General features: G+C 68.5%; 16 protein-coding genes. 10 read left to right on the top strand and 6 right to left on the bottom strand.

Annotation, left to right across the window (positions count from 1 at the left end; translation table 11 throughout):
• From VFY73_RS05455 to VFY73_RS05435, 5 genes are all read left to right on the top strand, one after another.
• A partial coding sequence (locus VFY73_RS05455) for a helix-turn-helix domain-containing protein (protein ID WP_329716906.1) occupies positions 1–1,026 on the top strand: 1,026 nt, incomplete at its 5' end.
• A gap of 61 nt (positions 1,027–1,087) precedes the next feature.
• Complete coding sequence (locus VFY73_RS05450; RefSeq protein WP_329716905.1) at positions 1,088–1,324, top strand: hypothetical protein; 237 nt, start codon at positions 1,088–1,090, stop codon at positions 1,322–1,324.
• Between the two features lie 73 nt (positions 1,325–1,397).
• Entirely contained in the window at positions 1,398–4,436 is a 3,039-nt protein-coding gene (locus VFY73_RS05445) for a PAS domain-containing protein (RefSeq protein WP_329716904.1), read from the top strand.
• Positions 4,437–4,516: 80 nt separating this feature from the next.
• On the top strand, positions 4,517–5,386 hold the full coding sequence (locus VFY73_RS05440; RefSeq protein WP_329716903.1) for a DUF6502 family protein: 870 nt from the start codon (positions 4,517–4,519) through the stop codon (positions 5,384–5,386).
• On the top strand, positions 5,383–6,555 hold the full coding sequence (locus tag VFY73_RS05435) for a DUF4382 domain-containing protein (RefSeq protein WP_329716902.1): 1,173 nt from the start codon (positions 5,383–5,385) through the stop codon (positions 6,553–6,555). Before VFY73_RS05440 ends, VFY73_RS05435 begins: the two co-directional genes overlap by 4 nt.
• Here the strand turns inward: VFY73_RS05435 and VFY73_RS05430 are convergent.
• Positions 6,542–7,486 (bottom strand): LysR family transcriptional regulator, encoded by a 945-nt coding sequence (locus VFY73_RS05430; protein ID WP_329716901.1) that lies wholly within the window; start codon positions 7,484–7,486, stop codon positions 6,542–6,544. The genes VFY73_RS05435 and VFY73_RS05430 overlap by 14 nt on opposite strands.
• A gap of 141 nt (positions 7,487–7,627) precedes the next feature.
• Between VFY73_RS05430 and VFY73_RS05425 the strand changes: the two genes are divergently transcribed.
• From VFY73_RS05425 to VFY73_RS05410, 4 genes are all read left to right on the top strand, one after another.
• On the top strand, positions 7,628–9,097 hold the full coding sequence (locus tag VFY73_RS05425; protein ID WP_329716900.1) for an MFS transporter: 1,470 nt from the start codon (positions 7,628–7,630) through the stop codon (positions 9,095–9,097).
• A gap of 26 nt (positions 9,098–9,123) precedes the next feature.
• Complete coding sequence (locus VFY73_RS05420; RefSeq protein WP_329716899.1) at positions 9,124–9,864, top strand: hypothetical protein; 741 nt, start codon at positions 9,124–9,126, stop codon at positions 9,862–9,864.
• Between the two features lie 154 nt (positions 9,865–10,018).
• The gene (locus VFY73_RS05415) at positions 10,019–10,648 is read left to right on the top strand and encodes a hypothetical protein (RefSeq protein ID WP_329716898.1); all 630 of its coding nucleotides are present in this window, start codon (positions 10,019–10,021) and stop codon (positions 10,646–10,648) included.
• Positions 10,649–11,007: 359 nt separating this feature from the next.
• Complete coding sequence (locus VFY73_RS05410; protein ID WP_329716897.1) at positions 11,008–12,792, top strand: GGDEF domain-containing protein; 1,785 nt, start codon at positions 11,008–11,010, stop codon at positions 12,790–12,792.
• A 75-nt stretch (positions 12,793–12,867) separates the two neighbouring features.
• Here VFY73_RS05410 and VFY73_RS05405 read toward each other — a convergent pair whose 3' ends face one another.
• The 4 genes from VFY73_RS05405 to VFY73_RS05390 are packed head-to-tail and all read right to left on the bottom strand — an operon-like array spanning position 12,868 to position 17,129.
• Complete coding sequence (locus tag VFY73_RS05405; protein WP_329716896.1) at positions 12,868–13,623, bottom strand: DUF2894 domain-containing protein; 756 nt, start codon at positions 13,621–13,623, stop codon at positions 12,868–12,870.
• Positions 13,616–14,263, bottom strand: a complete 648-nt coding sequence (locus VFY73_RS05400) for an OmpA family protein (RefSeq protein ID WP_329716895.1) — start codon at positions 14,261–14,263, stop codon at positions 13,616–13,618. The genes VFY73_RS05405 and VFY73_RS05400 overlap by 8 nt, the downstream gene beginning before the upstream one ends.
• On the bottom strand, positions 14,263–16,353 hold the full coding sequence (locus VFY73_RS05395; protein WP_329716894.1) for a DUF802 domain-containing protein: 2,091 nt from the start codon (positions 16,351–16,353) through the stop codon (positions 14,263–14,265). The genes VFY73_RS05400 and VFY73_RS05395 overlap by 1 nt, the downstream gene beginning before the upstream one ends.
• The gene (locus tag VFY73_RS05390) at positions 16,350–17,129 is read right to left on the bottom strand and encodes a DUF3348 domain-containing protein (RefSeq protein ID WP_329716907.1); all 780 of its coding nucleotides are present in this window, start codon (positions 17,127–17,129) and stop codon (positions 16,350–16,352) included. Before VFY73_RS05390 ends, VFY73_RS05395 begins: the two co-directional genes overlap by 4 nt.
• A 331-nt stretch (positions 17,130–17,460) precedes the next feature.
• On the opposite strand from VFY73_RS05390, the gene VFY73_RS05385 reads away from it, so the two are divergent.
• On the top strand, positions 17,461–18,591 hold the full coding sequence (locus VFY73_RS05385; RefSeq protein WP_329716893.1) for a two-component system response regulator: 1,131 nt from the start codon (positions 17,461–17,463) through the stop codon (positions 18,589–18,591).
• 46 nt (positions 18,592–18,637) lie between these two features.
• On the opposite strand, the gene VFY73_RS05380 is transcribed toward VFY73_RS05385, so the two are convergent.
• The gene (locus tag VFY73_RS05380; RefSeq protein WP_329716892.1) at positions 18,638–19,564 is read right to left on the bottom strand and encodes a hypothetical protein; all 927 of its coding nucleotides are present in this window, start codon (positions 19,562–19,564) and stop codon (positions 18,638–18,640) included.
• Positions 19,565–19,830: the final 266 nt, after the last annotated feature.

The raw sequence follows: 19,830 nt of genomic DNA, 5'->3' as shown, positions 1-19,830 counted from the left end.
GGCGGCGAGCAGCAGCGCATGGCGTTGTCACCGCTGCCGCACGAAGCGGTGCGCGACCACTTCAACCGCCGCACCAACCACATCGACAGCCTCGATCGGCTGGCCGAAACGTTGGCGCAGGACCTGGGCCTGCAGCCCGGTCAGCGTGTGCCGCCGCTGCGCGAAGCTTTGCGCCAGCGTTGCGGCGTGGCGCTGGAGGTGACGGAAGGTGCGAACGAATCCCTGCGCGCCTACGACCCCCAGCGCCGCGTACTGCGGCTGCCCGCTCATCTCACCGACGCACAGCAGGCTTTTCAGTTGGCAACGCAATACGCGCTGCTCGCTGCGGCGCAGGCGCTGGATGCCGAAGTCATCGACGGCGGTTATGCCGACGAGCCGACCCGCGCGCTCGCACGCCAGGGCCTGGCGCACTACTTTGCCGGGGCGGTGCTGCTGCCCTATGGCGACTTCCTCGCCGCGGCGCGCGAGCACCGCTATGACATCGAGCTGTTGCAGCAGCGCTTCCATGTCAGCTTCGAGACGGTGTGCCATCGGCTTTCGACCTTGCAGCGCCCCGGTGCGCGCGGCGTGCCGTTCTACTTCGTGCGCGTTGATCAGGCCGGCAACATCTCGAAGCGGCAGAGTGCGACGGCCTTTCACTTCGCGCGCCATGGTGGCGCCTGCCCGCTGTGGCAGGTGCACGAGGCTTTCGCGCAGCCCGGCCGCATCCTGACGCAGGTGGCCGAGATGCCCGATGGCACGCGCTTTTTCGGCCTGGCGCGCACGATCGAGCGTGGCGGTGGCGGCTACCAGGCGCGGCGCAAGCAGTTCGCGATCGGCTTGGGCTGCGAGCTGAGCCAGGCGCGCGAGCTGGTCTATGCCGACGGCCTGAGCCTCGAAGCGCCGCGCAATGTCGCCCTGATCGGGCCCGGTTGCCGCGTCTGCCCGCGGGCGAACTGCGTGCAACGCGCGTTCCCGCCGGCGGGAAAGCGGCTACTGGCCGACAGCGACCGCGAGTCGCTCGTGTCGTATCGATTCGAAAACTGAGGGGTCGTCTCGGGGCGCATGCCCCGACAATCCGGCGTTGCCTCAATGCAGGAGAACGCGTGTGAAAACCTACGACATCGAAGTACAGCGCCTGAAGTCGGCCAGGCATGACATGGGCCAGATCGAGTTCAGCGTCGATGCCCTGGTGCTTCCTCGCCCTGCCCGTGACGACGGCGTCGCTTCCAGCCGCATCAGCCTGCCTGTCGAGCACGCACGCACCTTGCTCATGCTGCTCAAGCAGCAGCTGGCCGAACTCGACAAATTGCAACCGCGCAGCCGGCGTTCCGGACGCGCCTGATGCATGGCGGTTGCTCCGCCGCCGGGTCTAGACTCCCGACTCTCGTACCCCGCCGATCCGCCGAAGATCCTTCATGGATGCTGCACACCGCGCCCATCGAGAGCGACAGCGCATGTGGCTGGCCATCACCGCGGTGGCGCTGCTGCTGGCTTTGCTGTCGCTGATCGCCGGCACGGTGCGTTTCGCGCAACACGCTGCGTATGCCAACCAGGAGTCTGAAAGGCAGGTCGATCTCAACGGCCGCATCCGCCAGATGCAGGAGATCCTGCACGCCGTGGGTGATGCCGAGACAGGGCAGCGCGGCTACTTGCTGACCGGTCGGCCGGCGTATCTGCAGCCCTACCGGCACGCGACCGATCGTCTGCCGGCGCTGATGAAAAGCCTGGACGACGTGCCGATCCATTCGGCCAGTTTCCAGGAGCGTGCGGCATCGGTGCGGCATGCCATGCGGTTGAAGCTCGACGAGCTCGCTGAAACCATCCGCTTGCAAGACGCAGGCCGGCGTGACGAAGCGCTGCAGCTGATGGAGACCGACGGCGGCAAACGCTACATGGATTTCCTCCGTTCGGAACTCGACGAGACCATGCGCGAGATTCGAGAGAACAGGGATGCGTCGACGGCGCAACTGCTGGCCGTGAACGAGTCGATGAGGCGGTGGGCGATCTGGACCGTCGCCGCGCTCCTGGTGTGCATCGGCCTGGCGGCCGTTCAGATCGCCTTGCTGGCGTCCACGCAGCGCCGCTACGCGCGTCACCTGGCCGAAAGTGAAATGCGGCACCGCGCCCTGGTCGAGGAGCAGCACGAACTGATCTCGCTGTCGACGCCGGAGGGGGTGATCTCGTACGCCAACCCGGCGTTCAGGCAGTGTTTCGGCGGCGACGCCGTCGAGTTGGTCGGCCGCAACCTGTACGACTTCGTCGATCCAGCGGACAGGCCGATGGTCCGGCAGCAGATCGACGCGGCGTTGAGCAGCGGCCTGCCGCAGCAGGCGGAGAACCGGGTCAGCTTGCCCGGGGGACAAACGAAGTGGATCGCCTGGACCAACTCGCCTCAGCGAGACCATGCTGGCCGACCGAGGCTGCACTCGGTCGGGCGGGACGTGACCGAACGCCGGCACGCGGAGGACGCCTTGCGCGCCAGCCAGGCCTTTCTGGCGCGGACCGGCCGGGTGGCCGGCGTCGGCGGCTGGGAGCTCGACCTGACCGGCGGGGCGATGTCCTGGTCGAGCGAGATGAAGCGGATCCACGATGTGCCCGAAGACTATGCGCCGACGCTGGAGAAGGCGATCGCGGCCTACGACCCCGAAGGGCAGGCGCAGCTTCGACAGGCCCTGCGCCGGGCGGTGGATCTCGGCCAACCCTTTGACCTCGAGCTGCCACTGCGCACCGACGCGGGCCGCCAGATCTGGGTGCGTGCCGTCGGTGAATTCGAGGTCGATGCCCACGGCCGACGCCGGATCGCCGGGGCCTGCCAGGACATCACGGAGCGCAAGACGCTGGAGGCGCAGCTGGCCCAGAGCGAGCAGTTCATCCGCCAGGTGACCGACCACCAACCGGTTCGAATCGCCTATGTCGACCGGGGCCTGCGGTATCGCTTCGTCAACAAGGCCCATGCCCGCCGCTACGGCCTGGCCAAGGAGCAGGTGCTGGGCAAGACGCTGGCCGAGCTCGACACCAACGGCGCCGCCTTGCCGCATGTCGAACGGCGGCTGGCCGAAGCGTTGGCCGGCCAGCCGCAGCGCTTCGAGCACGAAGAGATCATCGATGGCGACGTCCGCCTGATCGACACGCAGCTGATCCCGGACGAAGGACCGGAAGGACAGGTCAGGGGGGTGTACCTCACCGGGGTCGACATCACGGCATCGAAGGCGACCGAGCGGCAACTGCGCGAGCTCAACCAGATCCTCGAGCACACGACCGATTTCATTGTGCAGACCGATTGGACGGGCCAGGTCCAGTACATGAACCCGGCCGCTCGCCGCGCGCTGGCGATCGGCCTCGACGAAGACGTCAGCCGCCGCCGCTTCACCGATTTCAACACCCCGCAGACCACCCAGCGCTACGAGCAGGAGATCATGCCGGCGTTGAGGCAGGCCGCGGTGTGGATCGGCGAGACGACCGTGGTGCTGGCCGGCCACAGGATCACGCCCGTCAGCCACATGGTGATCGCCCACCGCGACGCCGAGGGCCGCATGTCGCGCTACTCGGCCGTGATGCGCGATATCTCCGAAGACGTGGCGGCCCGCGCCCAGTTGCGGCAGCAGACGGCGACGCTCGGCGCGGTCGTCGAGGCCATTCCAGCGATGGTGGCAGTGTTCGATGCGCAGTTTCGCTATCGCCTGGTCAACCGGGCGTTCGAGCGCTGGCGCGGCAAGGACCGGTCGGCGATCGTCGGCCGCACGATGGCCGAGCTGTTCGGCCAGCAAGAGCACGACATCAGCTGGCCGTGGGCCCTGCGGGCCCTGGCCGGTGAGACGGTGAGCTACGAAAAAGACTATCCCCACATGGCGCAGCATCGGCACGTCAGCGTGGCCTACGTGCCGTTGCGCCTGGACGATGGCACCGTCGATGGCGCCATTGGGGTGGTGCAGGACATCACGACCCACCGCGAGCAGGAACGGCGGCTGATCAACCTGGCCGAACGAGACGCGTTGACAGGCGTGCTCAACCGTGCCGGCTTCAATGCCTACCTGGGCGCCAAATGCGAGCCCAAGGCGGCCACCACCTTGGGGCTGCTCTACATCGACCTGGATCACTTCAAGCCGGTGAACGACACCCATGGCCACCCGGTGGGCGATGAACTGCTCAGGCAGTTCGCCCAAAGGCTGCAATCGATCGTGAGGCCGACCGATGCCGTGGCCCGCCTGGGCGGCGACGAGTTCGCGCTGGTGCTGTGCGACGTGGCGAGCCTGGCCAATGCCCAGGCCGTCGCCGACAAGGTGGTGGAAGCGGGCCGGAGCCCGTTCGACATCGGCGGGCGGCGGCTGCAGGTCAGTGCCAGTGTGGGCGTGGCCTTCGGCGCGGCCGAACCGAACGCGAGCCAGGGCCTCATCGAGCGTGCGGACGCCGCGGTCTACGCGGCCAAGGCCGCCGGCCGCGGGCGCCGCATCTGACACGCCGCGATGCGAGGGTATTGCCACCCCCACCCGGGCACGCCCGTTGCTAACATCGACTGGGAAAAATTTCCCATGACATGACGCTGGTACGCGCTCAACGGGTACTCGAGACTGCGGTTGCAACCTTGTTGCGGCCGTTGTTTCGGGTGTTGCTTCGGCAGTCCATGTCCTTCATCGCCTTTGAAGAGATTGCCAAGCGCGTATACGTGGAGGTGGCGATGAAGGACTTCAGCATCGAAGGCAAGGCGCCTTCTATGTCGCGTGCGGCCATTCTTTCCGGCCTGACCCGCAAAGAGGTCGCCCGGCTGCTGGCGCAGCTGCCGCCGGACGAACACGAACCCGAGCAGCGCTACAACCGCGCCGCGCGCGTGCTGACGGGCTGGCTGCGGGACGCGGACTTCCTCGCGCCCGATGGCACACCCCGCTCGCTGCGCGACGAGGGGCCGCACGGCTTTGCCGAACTCGTTCGGCGCTACAGCGGCGACATGCCGGCCCGCGCGGTGTACGACGAGCTGGTGCGCGTCGGCGCCGTGCGCCGCGGCGACGATGGCCGGATCGAGCCGCTCGCCCGGGCCTACGTGCCGTCGACCAGCGTGGGCGACAAGCTGGCCATCCTCGGCACCGACGTGGCGGACCTCATCGCCACGATCGAGCACAACATCGACCACGGCCGCGCCGAGCCGCGCTTCCAGCGCAAGGTCATGTACCACCGCATCGCGGCCGCGCACCTGCCCGGGCTGCGACGCCTGAGCGCCGTTCAGTCGCAGGCCTTGCTCGAGCGGTTGGACCGTTGGCTGCAGGAGCATGACACCGGCGTGCCCGACAGCGGGCCCGAGCCGCGCGCCGCGCGCGTGGGCGTGGGCATCTACTACTTCGAAGAGCCGCTGCAAGAGCAGGAGCAAGAGCGGCCGAACTCGGCGACGGGTTTCTCAGGAGACGACACATGAGACTCCAGCGCAGGCTTGCCATCGGCGGCGGCATCGCCGCCGTCATGCTGTTTTCGTGCGGCGGCGGTGGTGGGGGCGGCATCGGCGGCACCGGCATCATCCGGATGGCGCTGACCGACGCGCCGGCCTGCGGCTATGACGCGGTGAATGTGACGATCGAGAAGCTGCGCGTGCACGCCGACGCCGACGCCGCCCCCAATGACGCCGGCTGGGCCGACATCGTGCTGGCCCCGGCGCAACGGGTCGATCTGCTGACGCTGCAAAACGGTGTGTTGCAGGCCCTGGGGGAGACGGCGCTGGTCGCCGGCCACTATTCACAAGTCCGGATGGTGTTGGCCGAGAACGGCCGCCTGGCGCCGCTGGCGAATTCGGTCGTGCCGTCCGGCCAGGCCGAGGCGCCGCTGGACACCCAGGGCAGCAGCAAGGGCGGCATCAAGATCAAGCTCGACCAGCGCGTGGAGGCCGGCCAGGTGGTCGACGTCGTGCTCGACTTCGACGCCTGCCGATCGATCGTCCGCGCGGGCGACTCGGGCAGATTCAAGCTCAAGCCCGTCGTCACCGCGATGGAGCTCTTGGCGCCTGGGGCTCAAGGGGTGGTGGGTTACGTCGATCCGTCGCTGCCGATGGCGGACACCCGGGTGTCGGTGCAGGCAGGGGGTGTCCAGGTCAAGGCGACCACGCCCGACAGCGCCGGTAAGTTCTTCCTGTATCCGGTACCGATCGGCAAGTACGACCTGGTGGTCAGTGCCGCCGGCCGCGTCACGGCGGTGGTCACCGGGGTGCCGGTCGATCAGATCGCCTTCACCTACCTCAACAGCGCGCTGGCGCCCATCGCGCCGGCGAACCTGCAGGCTGGCGACCGGGTGGTTGCGGGCCGGCTTCAACCGGCGACGGCCACGGTGCGGGCCTGGCAGAAGCTGTCCGATGGGGCGACGGTCGAGGCCGCCTACGGCCCGGTCGATTCGCTGAGCGGCGGCTACTCGGTGGCCTTGCCGATCGACGCGCCATGGACGGCGGCTTACGCTCCCGATCGGGCGACCATCGCCTTCGCTCCTGACGAGGCGGCCGCAGGCCAGTACACGGTGGAGGCGTCGTCCGAGGGCCGGTTGAAGTGGCGTGGCGTGGACACGCGCCAGCCGGTTCCGCCGGTCAACTTCACCTTTCCGTAGCCCGCGGGCCGGGCCGGGCAGGCTCCAGCGGCTCGCCGAGTTGCTCGGCGCAAGCCGCATGCACACACCCGCGCAGCCAGCGATGGGCGGGGTCGCCGTCCATGCGCGGGTGCCACAGCAATGACACGGTGATCGGCGGCACCGGCATCGGAAGGGCGAAGACGTGCATGCCGGCACGCAAATCACCGGTGTGGCGTTCGGGGACACTCGCGACCAGATCGGCAGACCGGGCCAAGGCCAGGGCGGCGGCAAAGCCGCCGACGGCCGCGGCAATGTCGCGCTCGAGCCCCAATGAGGCGAGGGCCTCGTCGACGATGCCCTTGTCGACGCCTCGGCGCGAAATGCAGACATGTCTTGCCGCGGCATAACGGGCAGGTGTGATGGCGCCTTTGCTCAGCGGATGGCCCTCTCTGACGACACCGACGAAGCGATCCCGGAACAGCGCCTGCGCACGCACCTCCGGGCCTGTCGCCTGGCCCACGACACCGGTCTCGAGGTCGACCGTGCCGTCACGCAGCAGGGTGCTGTCCTTGTCGAGCTTCGGCCAGAAGCGCAGGCGCACGCCTGGCGCCTGTTGGTGCACGCGCGCCAACAGCGGGGCACCGAAGTTCTCGACGAAGCCTTCGCTGGTCCGCAGCGTGAACCAGCGCTCCAGCTTGCGCAGGTTGAGCTTCTGGGTCGGGCGCAGGGCCGCTTGAGCGTCCTGCACCAGTTGGCCGACGCGTTCGCGCAGCTCGATCGCCCTGGGCGAAGGCACGAGGCCACGCCCGGCCCGGACCAGCAGCGGGTCACCGGTGGTTTCCCGCAGCCGGGCCAGCGCGCGGCTCATGGCGGATGGGCTCAGCCGCAAGCGGCGCGCGGCTGCCGCGACGCTGCCTTCCGCCAGCAGGGCGTCCAGGGTCACCAGCAGGTTGAGGTCGGGTCCGGTCATGGGTGCTGAGGTGAGGGTAAGGGGGTTGAGATGGCGCTTCGTGCACGAATGAAGTGCAAATGATGCGCCTTCCGCCATATCTCGCAAAAACCTATCGTCTCGACGGCTCCATTCCGGAGCTGCCAGACCGATGGAGTGCCGTTGAAAACTTCAGTCCAGACCGAGGCGCCGGCCGACGCCGTGACTCCCAGCCCCTCGCTCGGTGGGGTGCTGGCCAGCCTGTCGCTGGGCATGTTGCTGCCGTCGCTGGGCATCAGCATCGCCAACGTCGCACTGCCGACGCTGGCTGCGTCCTTTGCGGCGTCGTTCCAGCAGGTGCAGTGGGTCGTGCTGGCCTATCTGTTGGCCACCACCGCGTTGATCGTCAGCGTCGGCCGGCTGGGTGACCTGACGGGCCGGCGGCGCCTGCTGCTGGCCGGCATCCTGTTGTTCGCCGTGGCCTCCGGCCTGTGCGCGGCCGCGCCGTCGCTGGCCTGGTTGATCGCCGCGCGGGCGGCGCAGGGGCTGGGCGCGGCGGTGATGATGGCGCTGACCATGGCGTTGGTCGGCGAAGCGGTGCCGAAGTCCCGGACGGGCCGTGCGATGGGCTTGCTCGGGACGATGTCGGCGATCGGCACCGCGCTCGGGCCGTCGCTGGGCGGTGTCCTGATTGCCGGTCTGGGTTGGCGGGCAATCTTCGTGGTCAACCTGCCGCTGGGTGTGCTGGCGTTCTTTCTGGCGCGGCGGTACCTGCCTGCCGATCGGCCGGTGTCGAAAGCCGGCCGACACAGCTTCGATCATTGGGGCACGCTGTTGTTGGCGTCGACGCTGGTGGCCTATGCGCTCGCGATGACGATCGGGCGCGGCCATTTCGGCCCCCTGAACGTGGCGCTGCTGCTGTCCGCGGTGGCTGGGGCCGGCCTGTTCATCTGGCATGAATCCAGGGTGGGTTCGCCCTTGATCCGGCTGGCGAGCCTGCGTGACCCGGCGTTGAGCGCGAGCCTGGCGATGAGCGCGCTCGTCTCGACGGTGGTGATGGCGACGCTGGTGGTCGGGCCGTTCTACCTGGCCCGCGCGCTGGGCCTCGGCATGGCGCTGGTCGGGGTCGCCATGTCAGCGGGCCCGGTGGTCTCGGCGCTGGCCGGCGTGCCGGCCGGGCGCATCGTGGACCGTTGGGGCGCGCCACGCACCACCGTGGCCGGGCTGGTCGGGATGGCGATCGCCTGCCTCGCGTTGTGCACGGCGCCAGCGGGGCTGGGCGTGGCCGGCTACGTCGTGCCGCTCGTCGTTCTCACCGCGCACTACGCGCTGTTCCAAGCGGCCAACAACACCGCCGTGATGGCAGACGTTTCGCCGGACCGGCGAGGCGTCATCTCGGGCCTGCTCAACCTGTCGCGCAACCTTGGCCTCATCACCGGCGCGTCGGTCATGGGCGCTGTCTTCGCACTCGCGTCCGACACGGCCGACGTGTCGGGCGCGTCTGCGCAGGCTGCGACTGCCGGCATGCGTGTCACGTTTGCCGTCGCGATGGTGCTGGTGCTGGTGGCGCTGGCCGTCGCGGTCGGCGGGCGGGCCGTCCAGCGGCGCGCCGCTCAGGCTTGGGCCGGCAAGGGTTCGGAGCCGACGCACTAACAGCTGCACGGCCCACCGTCACCCTGGTGGAAACGTTATCCCTAAATCGCGGGGGGTGGTTTGGCGGGTGGCAGGAATGGAATACTGGCTTCGCCGTAGCAAATGGCATGTGCGCAATGCACCACGGAAGGCTTCGATCCGCCTTCCGTGAATTTGTCGAAAAACCCCTAGGAGCCAAGATGAAACTCGCAAGATCGCTGTCCATTCTCCTGTCGGCCATGGTTTCCACCACGGCCTTTGCGGCCGCCGACAATTTCAATCGCGCCACCCTTGGCGCCAATTGGGTGCCGCTCATCGGCGACTCGGGGCATATCGCCAACAACAAGTACACCTCCGATGGCGCGGCCTACACCAAATTCACACCGGCTGCCAACGACAACCAAGCTACCGTGACGATCGCGGTGACGCGCAAGGATGTGGGTCACTACGGCGGGGTCTACGTCGGCAAGGCATCGCTCAAGCTGCGCCCGGCCATGAGCGGCAAGTTCGAGGCCGTCTGCTTCGAGCCCACCGTGCTGAGCGGGCTGAACACCCCGGGCAAGTGCTTCACCGTGAGCAACCAGGACATCACCGGCTTCGCCAAGGCGCGCGTGACGCTCAAGACCAGCGGCTCGACGGCCTACACCGACATCGACACCAACAACGACGGCGTGCCCGAGTGGTCGTTCTCGTACGATTTCGGCGCTGTCCTGGGCGCTGGTGTCGGCCTGCTGGGCAATACCAACGCGGTCACGCAAGACAACCTGAAAACCAGCCTGGCAAACTGATGGGCTGAAAGGCTCCCCGCCCCTGGGGAGCCGTTTTCCCCCACTGTTCTTCGATAACCCATCCGGTCGAGCGACATGGCGGCTTGCGCCTATTCAAGCGAAACCCAGGCCACGTTCAGGATCGGAAAGTAACTTCGGTCAATCCCCTTTTGCCATGTCTCCTCCATCAAACCACCACCGCCTGGCTTCGGCCTGGGCCGTTCTTTTCACGCTTTGGGCCGGAAATGCCGTCGCTCAAGCCGTGGATTGCTCGCTCGACACCGATCCCGACATCAAGATCGACCTGAAGATCTTCGACACGCTGGACGATTTCCGCGACGGCATCCTGACCGGGCCGCTGGTGCGGACGTGTCCCGATTCGTCGCCAACGCCGCATGCGTCCTACACGCTGAGCGCCAGCGCCGGCAGCTTGCGCGCCGTCCGCACGTACAAGGGCACGCCCATGCATGCCATCACGACGACGGCGAGCGACGGCGTGCTGCGCATGGACGGCTTCCCGCCGAACATCAACAGCTTCGGCGTCACGGCCTACGGCTCGGACGTGGACGGCAAGTACGTGCCGCGCAGCCACCTGGTCGTCACGCTGTACGCCGCCGATGGCTCGGTGATCGATTCGAGGCCCTTCCCCGGCGCCACCCGCCACTACTCGCTGGGGGGGACCTGGAACGTGCCGCTCGGCGCGGTCGAAATCAAGATGCAGGAAAAGCAGCCTCACGTCGACAAGATGGTCTTCCCGACCATCGAAGCCTTCACGGTCGCCCACGACTACGGCGTGATGCCTTGAGGGCCACGCAGGTGAGACGGCGCATCGTGGCGCCATCGCACCTGCATTCATTCGAGGGCGTCGTCGGGGTGTGAAGGGGCCGGCCTGGGAAGGCCGTCGAACGACAGCGCCGTGAAGGCGTGGTTGGCGTGGTAAGTGGATGAAAAATCCTCCACGCGAAGACAGTGGCCGCGGCGCCGACACGGGCGGTCGCGCAAGGGCTGGCTGCCAGGGGCGGTGGGCGGTGCAGGCATTTGACCGCTCCCGCGGCTTGGCTAACTGCGCTTTTACACGGCGCTGTGGCCGGCGTCGCCGGCATTGGCGGGGAGCCGTATTCTTTGGCGTCCAGCCATTGCATCGCTCCCAGACTGCCGCCCCCAATGTCCACCTCGCCCGAGTCATCGTGTGAGCCGCCGCCCGAAGCCGATGCGGGCGAAGCCGATTCGAACGAGGCCTCGACAGTGATCGACGAGCGCTTTGCGCGCATCGTCGCGGCGATGCAGCCGCCGCCGCCGCGAAGCAGCCGCAAGAAGGAGCCGCCTGCGCCGGCGGCGCCCGATGAGTCACCCGCCGACGCCCTGGAGCGCGCCCAAACACTGGTGCGAAGCGGCGAGATCGATGCGGGCCTCACCTTGTGCCACCGGGTGTGGCCCCTGGTCTCGCGGGCCAACGACGTGCCGCGCATGGGGTTCTGCCAGTACGTGATGGTCCTGGGCTACCACTACAACGGCATGATCACCGCCGCACTGACGGCCGGCAACCGGGGCCTGGACCTGTTGACTCGCGCCGGCGACACCGGGCGGCTGCTGCACCTGATCTCGATGCACGCCGTCACGTTGACGAACCTCGGGCAGTTGCCCGAGGCGTTCGAGCTGTTCTACCGCGGCACCCAGCTGCTGCCCTCGGTCAGCGACGACCCGCTGATGCAATGCCGCTTCTGGAACAACGCCGCCACCTTGTATTCGTTCATCGATCGCGACGACCAGGCTTTGGAGTGCACCGAGCGCGGGGCAGCACTGACGCCGTACCTGAATGACGCGGTGATGAAGGCGGTGGTCACCGGCAACATGTTGACCGCCCGCGTGGCCGTGCTGCACGAGCGGCAAGTTCCGTGGGAGGAGCTTCGGCCCGCGTACGACGAGCTGCGGCGCCACCTCGACACCGTGGTCGAGCAGGGCTGGGTGCACCTGGTGGTGCCGATCGTCGTGGTCAGCTCGGCCGCGTTGATGCGCTTGAGCCAGTGGGACGAAGCGCGCGCGGTGCTTCGTGTCGGCCACAAGGCCACCGGGGCTGCCGGCATGGGAACCCGCCGCGCGCGGATCGAGCTGTGCCTGGCGCAGCTGGAGCGGCAGACCGGCCAGTACCGCCTGGCCAGCGCCCATGTGAACGAGGCCTTGTCGTTGCTGCGCCAGCAGGAAGAAGACCCAGTGCTGCTGGCCGAGGTGCACCTGGAGAACTGCCTGTTGCAAGAGGCCCAGGGCCACTGGCGGATGGCGCTGGCTTCGCACCGCGAACATTCCCGGCTGCGTGAGGCGTCGTTCAAGGCCCAGGCCCAGGCGCGCTCGGAGGCGCTGGCCGAGCGGGCCACCCAGGAGGGCCACCGCATCCACGTCGAGCTGGCCCGCCTGCGAGGCGATTCGCCGGCGGAAGGCGACCACGCCGAAGGGCTTTTCGACGCCGCGTGCAACGCCACGCCGACCGGCTTGCCGGGCAGGCACCAGTTCGAGCAGCGCATGGCGCAGTGGCAGGCCAGCCTGCCTGCCGGCACGCCCTTGGTGTTGATGTTCGGCAGCGTGGACCAGTTCAAGGCCATCAGCGCCAAGTTCACGCCCGCCAAGGGCCGCGAGGTGCTGCGCGCGGTGGGGCAACTGATGCGCAAGCACCTGCGTCCGAACGACGCGGTGGCCAGCTGGGCCGGTGAGGAGTTCGTCGTCGGCTTCGGCGGCGGCGCGCCTCTGGAAGAGTCGATGCAGGCGGCGGCCCGCCTGCGCGACATCATCGAGCAGCACGACTGGGCGTCGACCGCGCCCGATCTTCCGGTGACTGCGAGTTTCGGGCTGACGGCCTTCGGCGAAGGCGAGGACCTGAGCGACGCGCTGCTGCGCGCCGCCTGGGCGCTGCACGACGCCAAGCGCCATGGCCGCGGCCAGGTGCGCGCCATCTGAAAGGCGAAGGGCCGCTTTTGCCTCTGTCGCGTTGCCCGCTTGCGGCGCGTGCGGCGCGTGCGGCGCGGGGGGCCGTCAGCCGGCTCTGCCGCGGGTGGTCTTCTTGTCGGTCTCCTTGGCCGACAACGGCTGGCCCTGGCTCACCCGGTCCAGCCACAACAGTGCATCGACATGGCCGATGAACCGGTGCAGGTAGTCCGGCGACAGGTCGTGCATCAACGTCAGCGCCCGGTGCACGAGGTGGTGCGAGTGAAGCGGGCCGGCGTTCTCGGGCAGCTTTGCCCGCGATTGGGCCAGTCGCTGCTCAGCGCTCAGCTTCGACAGCGTGCGCTTGAAGTACCGGATCGACTTCAGCTCCGGCGCCGAAGAACGCGCTGGCGTTGTGGCGGGGCGGGTCGACGCGCTCGAGTCTGGTGAAGGCGCGAGCCTGGCCAGGTGGTCGACGAGGCCGGCCAGTGTGGAGCGTACGGGGTGGTCGCCGTCCATCGCGGTGATGGCGCGCGGTGCCGGCTGCACTGAAAAGCCGGGCAGCCTCGGCGGCGTTTCGGGCCCTGCGCCACCGGCACTCGCGGGTGCCGATGGCGGTGCCTTGGCGGCACTGCCGCCTGCCGTGTCGAGGTCGCGGCGGTATGCGGCGATCAGTTGGGCCAGCCTGTCTTCCAGGATGCGCCTGGCGTCGCCCTGGTGGTCGGCCGTGCGCCTCGCCAAGGCTTCGATGAAGTGAAAGCGCACCGGGTCCAGCCGCTGCGCGCCTTGCGCGAGCCATGTGTTGATCGTTGCGGCGAAGTCCACGGCCGAGGCCATCGGGACGAGGCCAGCGTCGTCATCCATGAGGTTTCGCCGTGACGTTGGACGGCCGCGGAGTCGGCGCCATTTCGACGCGCCGGTTCTTCGACCGCCCGTCCGCATCGGCGTTCGACGCCACCGGCTGCTCGGCCCCGAAGGCCGCGGCAAAGACCGACGAGGACGGCACGCCTTCTTCGATCAAGGCCCGTGTCACGGTCAACGCGCGCTGGGCCGACAGCTCCCAGTTGTCGGCGAATTTGCCTTTGCCGCCCCGCACCTGGCGATCGTCGGTGAAACCGCTGACCATCAGCACTTCGTCGCGCGACTGCAGGTAGGCCGTCAACGGGGCGGCCAGCGCCTTCAGCACTTCGCGGCCTTCGGGCTGGAGCTCGTCGGAGCTGAAGGCAAACAGCACGCTGCCACTGATGCCGATGCGGCCGTTGTTCAGCGTGACCCGTCCGGCGGCGAGCGGCCCGGCCAGTGCCTTCTCGAGCGCTTCGCGGCGCTGGGCTTCGGCCTGGCGCTGCTTGACCTCGGCCTCGAGTCGAGTGGCCAGTTCCAGCTGCATGCCGAGCACGCAGACCAGGATCAGCACGAAGGCACCGAGCAGGCCCGACATCAGGTCGCCGAAGACGGCCCAGACGGGCACCGTCGGCTCGAGGCCGGCTTCCAGGTCTTCCACCATCACGCCTCGCTGTCGGCAGGAACGCGTTTGACGGCCAGCTGCTGCAGGTCTTCGACGATCTGCTGCTGCGACATGATGCTGAGGTCGATCACCTCGCGCGCCTGGGCCACGTAGTAAGCCAACTGCTCGTCGCTGCGGGCGATCGACTTGCTGAGTGCGGCCTCGATGTGCTGCAGGTGGGCCACCAGCTTGTCGTTCGATTGGCTGAACAGCTGCACCGCGAAGCCGAAGGCCTCGCCGAGACTCGCCACCTCGACCGCGCTGCCGGTGACCTGCGCGGCGATGGTGGCCATCTTCTCGGTTTCCGCATCGACCTTGTCGGTGAAGCGGGTGCCGATGCGCTCCAGCAGATCGGCCGACGTCCCCACCAGCGCATCGATCGCCGCCCGCTGCTCGGTGGAGGCATGGTTCACTGCATCGAGCAAGGCGCCCAGCGTCTCGAGCAGGCGCGTGCGCTCCTGCAGCGTCGCGTTGTCTCTCTCCATGCTGCTGGACACCTGCTGCCGCAGCTCGGCCACGACTTCGGCGGCGGCGCGAGGCGCTTCCGATGCCGCCTGCACCAGCCGGGTGATCTCGGCGATCGTGTTCTTCGCGTGCGTCTCGGCCTGGGCCGACATGTCGTGCGCGGTCTGCTCCAGCGTCTGGCAGATCTGCCGCTGTTGACTCAAGGTGTTCGCACCGGCCTGCTGCCATTGCTGCTGCAATGCCATGGCCATCGCTTGCAGCGTCTCGGTCCAGGCCGCCAGCCGCTGTTCGTCTCGCTCGGCCATGCGGGTTTGCAGCTCGGCATGGGCCTGGTCCACCGTGCGAAGCAGCGTTGTCGAATGCTGCTCGAAGGTGCCCGCTGCCGACGCCAGCGCCTGCTGCGTCTGGCTGGCCAGGGTTTCGCTGGTGCGCTCGTGCTGAGCGAGTGCGGCTTGCCATGTGTTCGACACGCTGCCGACCGTGTTGTCCAGGTGGGTCGACACGTCTTCGAGCAGCGCCGCCGAGCGTCGCTCGAAGGTGGCGCTGAACCGGTCGAGCGAGGCATTGAGGTCTTGGGACAGCGCCGCCGTCGTCTGCCGATGCTCGGCCAGCGCGGTCTGCCAGTGCTGCGCCGTGTGGGCGGTGCTGGCCTCGAAGCGGTCGGCCAGCTCGTCCAGCTGCTGCTGCGCGGTGCGCGCCACGGTGGTTTGCAAGGCGGCAGTCTCGCGGGCGATGCCCGCCAGCGTGGCTTCAACCATCGGCTGGATCGTCGCGCCGGCCGCGCGCGCGCTTTCGGTCAGGCTCGCCTGCAGCGATCGGTCGACAGAGGAGGCCAGCGTTGCGTAGGCGGCTTCGGCCTGGTGGTGGAAGCGCGCCTGCTCGGTCGCGAGCCGTTCGTTGAGCGACTGGCTCTGGCGATCGATCGTCGCCATCATGTCCTGCAGCCGGTCGACCAGCGCAGGCATCAGCTGGGCTTGCTGCTGCAACAGCTTGAACGACTCTTCGCGTTGGTACGCCAGCGAGAACACGCGCAGGCTGGTGGCGATTTTCGCGTCCAGCAGTTGCGCGGTCAGCAGCCGTTCGCGTCGGCACAAGGCCGAGATGAGGCCCAGCGCCGCAGACGCCGTCACGCCCGCGACCGAGGTGCCGAAAGCCAGCCCCAGGCCCTTGACCGGCGCCGACAGCGAAGCGCGGATGGCTTGCAGGTCCGTTGCGCTTTCGAGCGCCAGGCCGGTGCCGCTGAGCGTGACGACCATGCCGAGGAAGGTGCCGAGCATGCCCAGCAGCACGAGCAGCCCGGCCAGGTACGGCGTGAGGGCCGGGCCCGGCAGCGCGACGCGCTCACCCTCGACGCGCAAGCGCACCGTGTTCTGCAGCGAAGGGTGCAACACGGCCAGCCATGGGGCCAGGGTCGGTGGCGGCCCGGACAGTTGCGCCAGCGCCTGGGACAGCGTGGAGGTGGCCTGGTGGAAGCGCCGAAGTTCCAACGCCCCCATCAGGTAGAACGCCGCGACGAGCAGGGTGACGGCCAATGCGACCGGGTTGGAGCCGATGTAGCCGGCACCGACCCAGCCGACGGTGGCCAGGCCGGCGAGGAACGCGGCGAGTTGAAGGGTTCTGGTCATGCCTTGGTTCGTGGCGTCGCGCGAAGGGCTTCGAGCAGCCCTTCGATCGGTTGCAATCGGAGATCGAGTTCGACGAGCAGCACGTGCTGCATGTCCTGGCCGAACTCTTCGAGCCAGGGGGCCTTGGCAGCGGGCCCGGCCGGCGTGGGCTCTGCCTCGTCTGGCCCATTCGGGGCGACTGTTGCCAGGGCGGCCTGGCGCAGGCTCTCGAAACGCTTTTCGAGCAGCACCGGCACGGTCGACAGCAGGCTGCGCTCCTGTTCGCCGAGCACCTGCTCCATCACGGCGTCCACCGCCGCCAGCTGGGCCATCGCAGGCGATCGGCTCGCCAGCGTGGCCCTCAGCCGGGCCCGCAGCGGGGCGATGGCGAGTTCCATCGCCTGCTGCTTCGCGAAGTAGCGGCTGCGGTAGGGCGGAAAGTCGGCGGCGGGTTCCATGGGGGTGGTGTCTTGCACTGGCGCACGCCGGCCCGCCCGTCGCTGACCGAGGGCGAGGGGGCTGTCATTGATGACGGCGTTCACCAGTGCGCTTCGCAGGCGGGCGAATTCGCCTTCGTCTGTGCTTGCGTCAGCCTTTGAGGCAGGACGCGCTGCCGCGGCCGCTGCAGGGGCGTTCAGCGCCGCCGACAGCGAGATCGCGTCCGCCCAACCGAGCCATTGGCTCAGCCGTTCCGCAAATGCCGGTTTGGCCTCGGAAACGTCGACTTCGGTCAGTCGAGCCAGCAATCGAACGAGTGGCGAGCCGGTGAAACCTGTGTGCTGTGACCCTCGCGTCATGCGTAGCCGAGGCTCAATGGGAAAAACCCAGCAGTCTACTCCTGCGGGCGGCGGGCTCCCGTACCCGGTGGGGGTGGAATGCATGACCATTGGCGCAGAAATCGCCACCAACACCGATCGATGCCGCCACCGGTGGCCGTCCGAGTCGATCACGCCGCCCCGATTCGAGGCCGAGGATTCGGCTGGTTGGGCCCAAGCGGGCGCGAATTTCTGACCCTTGTGATGAGGCTTCGCCGTACTGGACACGCCGGGCGTCGAGGCCTATCGTTCGCTGGTCACCCGGTGCCACGTGTCGCATGCCGCGCGGGATGGGGGACAAGGGAGCAAAACCATGCACGAGAGTCAACGGGCGCGCGTCCTGGTCGTGGACGACAACCCCCAGAACATCGCGCTCATGGAGGCGCTGCTGCAGCCCCAGTACGAGGTCAGCACCGCGCTTTCCGGCGAGCAGGCCCTGGCTTTGATGGCTCAACAGCCGCTGCATCATCTGGTGCTGCTCGACCTGATGATGCCCGGCATGAATGGCTACGAGGTGCTCGAGCGCCTGCGAGCCGACCAGCGCACGCGCGACGTGCCGGTGATCCTGGTGACGGCTGCCGGCGGCACCGCCGACGAAGAACGCTGCCTGGAGCAGGGCGCGGTGGACTACATCGCCAAGCCCATCCGCGTGCGCGTGCTGCTGGCCCGGGTGGCCACCCATGTGGAGTTGCAGCGGGCCCGGGCTTGCCTGGTGGACCAGAACCACTACCTCGAAGCAGAGGTGGCGCTGCGCACGGCAGAAAACCAACGCATCCGCGACGTGAGCATCCATGCACTGGCCCGCCTGGCCGAGACGCGGGACAACGAAACCGGCAACCATTTGCGCCGCACCGCAGAGTACGTTCGCATCCTCGCCACGCGGTTGCAGGCTCATCCGCGATTCGCGCCGGAACTCGACGGACAGACGATCGACCTGATGGTGCGATCGGCGCCGCTGCACGACATCGGCAAGGTCGGCATCCCGGACCACATCCTGCTCAAGCCCGGCAAGCTCGCCCCCCATGAGTGGGCCGTCATGCAGACCCACGCCCGGCTCGGGGCCGAGGCCATCGAGCTGGCCGAGCGCGACGTGGGCCTGGAAGACAACCCCGGCGGAGACCTGGGGTTCCTGCGCTTCGCCAAGCAGATTGCGCGCAGTCACCACGAGAAGTGGGATGGCAGCGGTTACCCCGAGGGCCTGGCCGGCGATCAGATCCCGGTGGCGGCGCGCTTGATGGCCTTGGCTGATGTGTTCGATGCGCTGATCTGCAAGCGTGTCTACAAGCCGGCCTGGGCGGTCCACGCGGCGCGCGATCTCGTTCTCGAACAGCGGGGCCGCCATTTCGACCCCGACGTGGTGGACGCCTTTGCGGCCGGCTTCGACGAATGCTGCGACGTGGCGCTGCGCTTTGCCGATCCGCCCGAGGCAGCCCTGGCCGCCTGAGCGGCTGGAAGAGAACGTCGAAGGCGGATGCCACGCGCGCCGCAGCTCAGCGTGAGGGCGGGTCGGGGACGTAGCCCGTGTTCTGGGCCGACCTCGGAAATGGTCGCGGGGGCTGTGGGCGCATGTCCCAGCCCACCTGCGGCATGACGCCGGCGCGGGCCAGGTTCTCGTGGCGGTCGTACTGCAGGCTGACGATTTCCACCGGCCTGACCGTGCTGCGTACGAAGTTCGTGCTGGTCACGTACGAACTCTCGCGCGCACCGTGGCCGGTGCCCAGGCGCTCGGTCGGCGCGGGTGCGGCGGGCTTGGCGGCCGCGTCGGCCGAGGCCAGCGACTCCGCTGACTTGTCGGCCAAGGCGCCCCGGGGGGCGCCGTCGTTGCCCGCGCCGGAGCGGCGCGATTCCGACCGCTCGACGCTGGGCGAAGGCGGCGCCATCGGCGGCGGGGGCTGCCACTGCACGCGTTCGGTGAAGACCGCCACGCCGATGACGCCGACGTCGTTCGGCCGGCCGGTTCGGGCGGCGTAGGAGTCGGGCAGCGAGGTGAACTCGAAGGCGGCCACTTCCTGGTCGCTCTTGCGCCAGCCGGTGATTTCGTAGCTCTGCCACGGCGCGAGCACGTAGCCGCTCTGGCTCCACGACGCCGTCTGGCCGCTGATGATGTTGACGCCGTCGACGGCCATGACCGCCATCACCCGTTCACCGGTGCGGTTGGTGACGCGGATGGCGTAGCGCGAGCCCGGCCGGCCGGCAATGTAGTGCTGGCCACGGTACGGATAGACGGCCAGCGTGTCGCCCGTCTCGCGATCGACCACGGTCACGTCGACCTTGCTGCCCAGGGCCAGGGCCAGGGCCGCCGGCGCGCAGCCCCAGGTCGCAGCAGCCACGGCGGCCGCGACCGCCCCAAGAAGGCGGCGCCGCGCGAGCGTGGCGCCGCTGGAGGCCTGGATTCGGTGGTCGGGGGAATGTCTCATCGGGATCTCCGGTTCGCTGTGGACATACGTTCTACGGGCCAGCGCGGAGATCGGGGTTAAGGCGTGGTTCGATGGCGCCTCGGGTTGACACGATCGTTGCCGAACAGGTGCGTCGCGCCGGCGGCGCCCGGGCCGGTGTCAGGAGCGTGCCCGACGAGACGGGCACACCGCGGATCCGCCGGAATGAGCAGGAAGTCGCGCGGGACAGGGATTTCCGCCAGGCCGATCCCTGTCTTCTGGGGAGGCGCTTCGCTTCCGGGGTCGGG

Origin of the sequence: Ideonella sp. (assembly GCF_036277275.1) — a bacterium.
Lineage (GTDB): Bacteria > Pseudomonadota > Gammaproteobacteria > Burkholderiales > Burkholderiaceae_C > Ideonella.
This window is presented reverse-complemented; position numbering and strand designations above follow the sequence as displayed.

Coding starts and splice junctions, on each gene's coding strand:
- VFY73_RS05445 (WP_329716904.1), top strand. CDS start 1,398: ATGGATGCTGCACACCGCGCCCATCGAGAGCGACAGCGCATGTGGCTG.
- VFY73_RS05440 (WP_329716903.1), top strand. CDS start 4,517: ATGACGCTGGTACGCGCTCAACGGGTACTCGAGACTGCGGTTGCAACC.
- VFY73_RS05435 (WP_329716902.1), top strand. CDS start 5,383: ATGAGACTCCAGCGCAGGCTTGCCATCGGCGGCGGCATCGCCGCCGTC.
- VFY73_RS05430 (WP_329716901.1), bottom strand. CDS start 7,486: ATGACCGGACCCGACCTCAACCTGCTGGTGACCCTGGACGCCCTGCTG.
- VFY73_RS05415 (WP_329716898.1), top strand. CDS start 10,019: ATGTCTCCTCCATCAAACCACCACCGCCTGGCTTCGGCCTGGGCCGTT.
- VFY73_RS05410 (WP_329716897.1), top strand. CDS start 11,008: ATGTCCACCTCGCCCGAGTCATCGTGTGAGCCGCCGCCCGAAGCCGAT.
- VFY73_RS05405 (WP_329716896.1), bottom strand. CDS start 13,623: ATGGATGACGACGCTGGCCTCGTCCCGATGGCCTCGGCCGTGGACTTC.
- VFY73_RS05400 (WP_329716895.1), bottom strand. CDS start 14,263: ATGGTGGAAGACCTGGAAGCCGGCCTCGAGCCGACGGTGCCCGTCTGG.
- VFY73_RS05395 (WP_329716894.1), bottom strand. CDS start 16,353: ATGACCAGAACCCTTCAACTCGCCGCGTTCCTCGCCGGCCTGGCCACC.
- VFY73_RS05390 (WP_329716907.1), bottom strand. CDS start 17,129: ATGACGCGAGGGTCACAGCACACAGGTTTCACCGGCTCGCCACTCGTT.
- VFY73_RS05385 (WP_329716893.1), top strand. CDS start 17,461: ATGCACGAGAGTCAACGGGCGCGCGTCCTGGTCGTGGACGACAACCCC.
- VFY73_RS05380 (WP_329716892.1), bottom strand. CDS start 19,564: ATGAGACATTCCCCCGACCACCGAATCCAGGCCTCCAGCGGCGCCACG.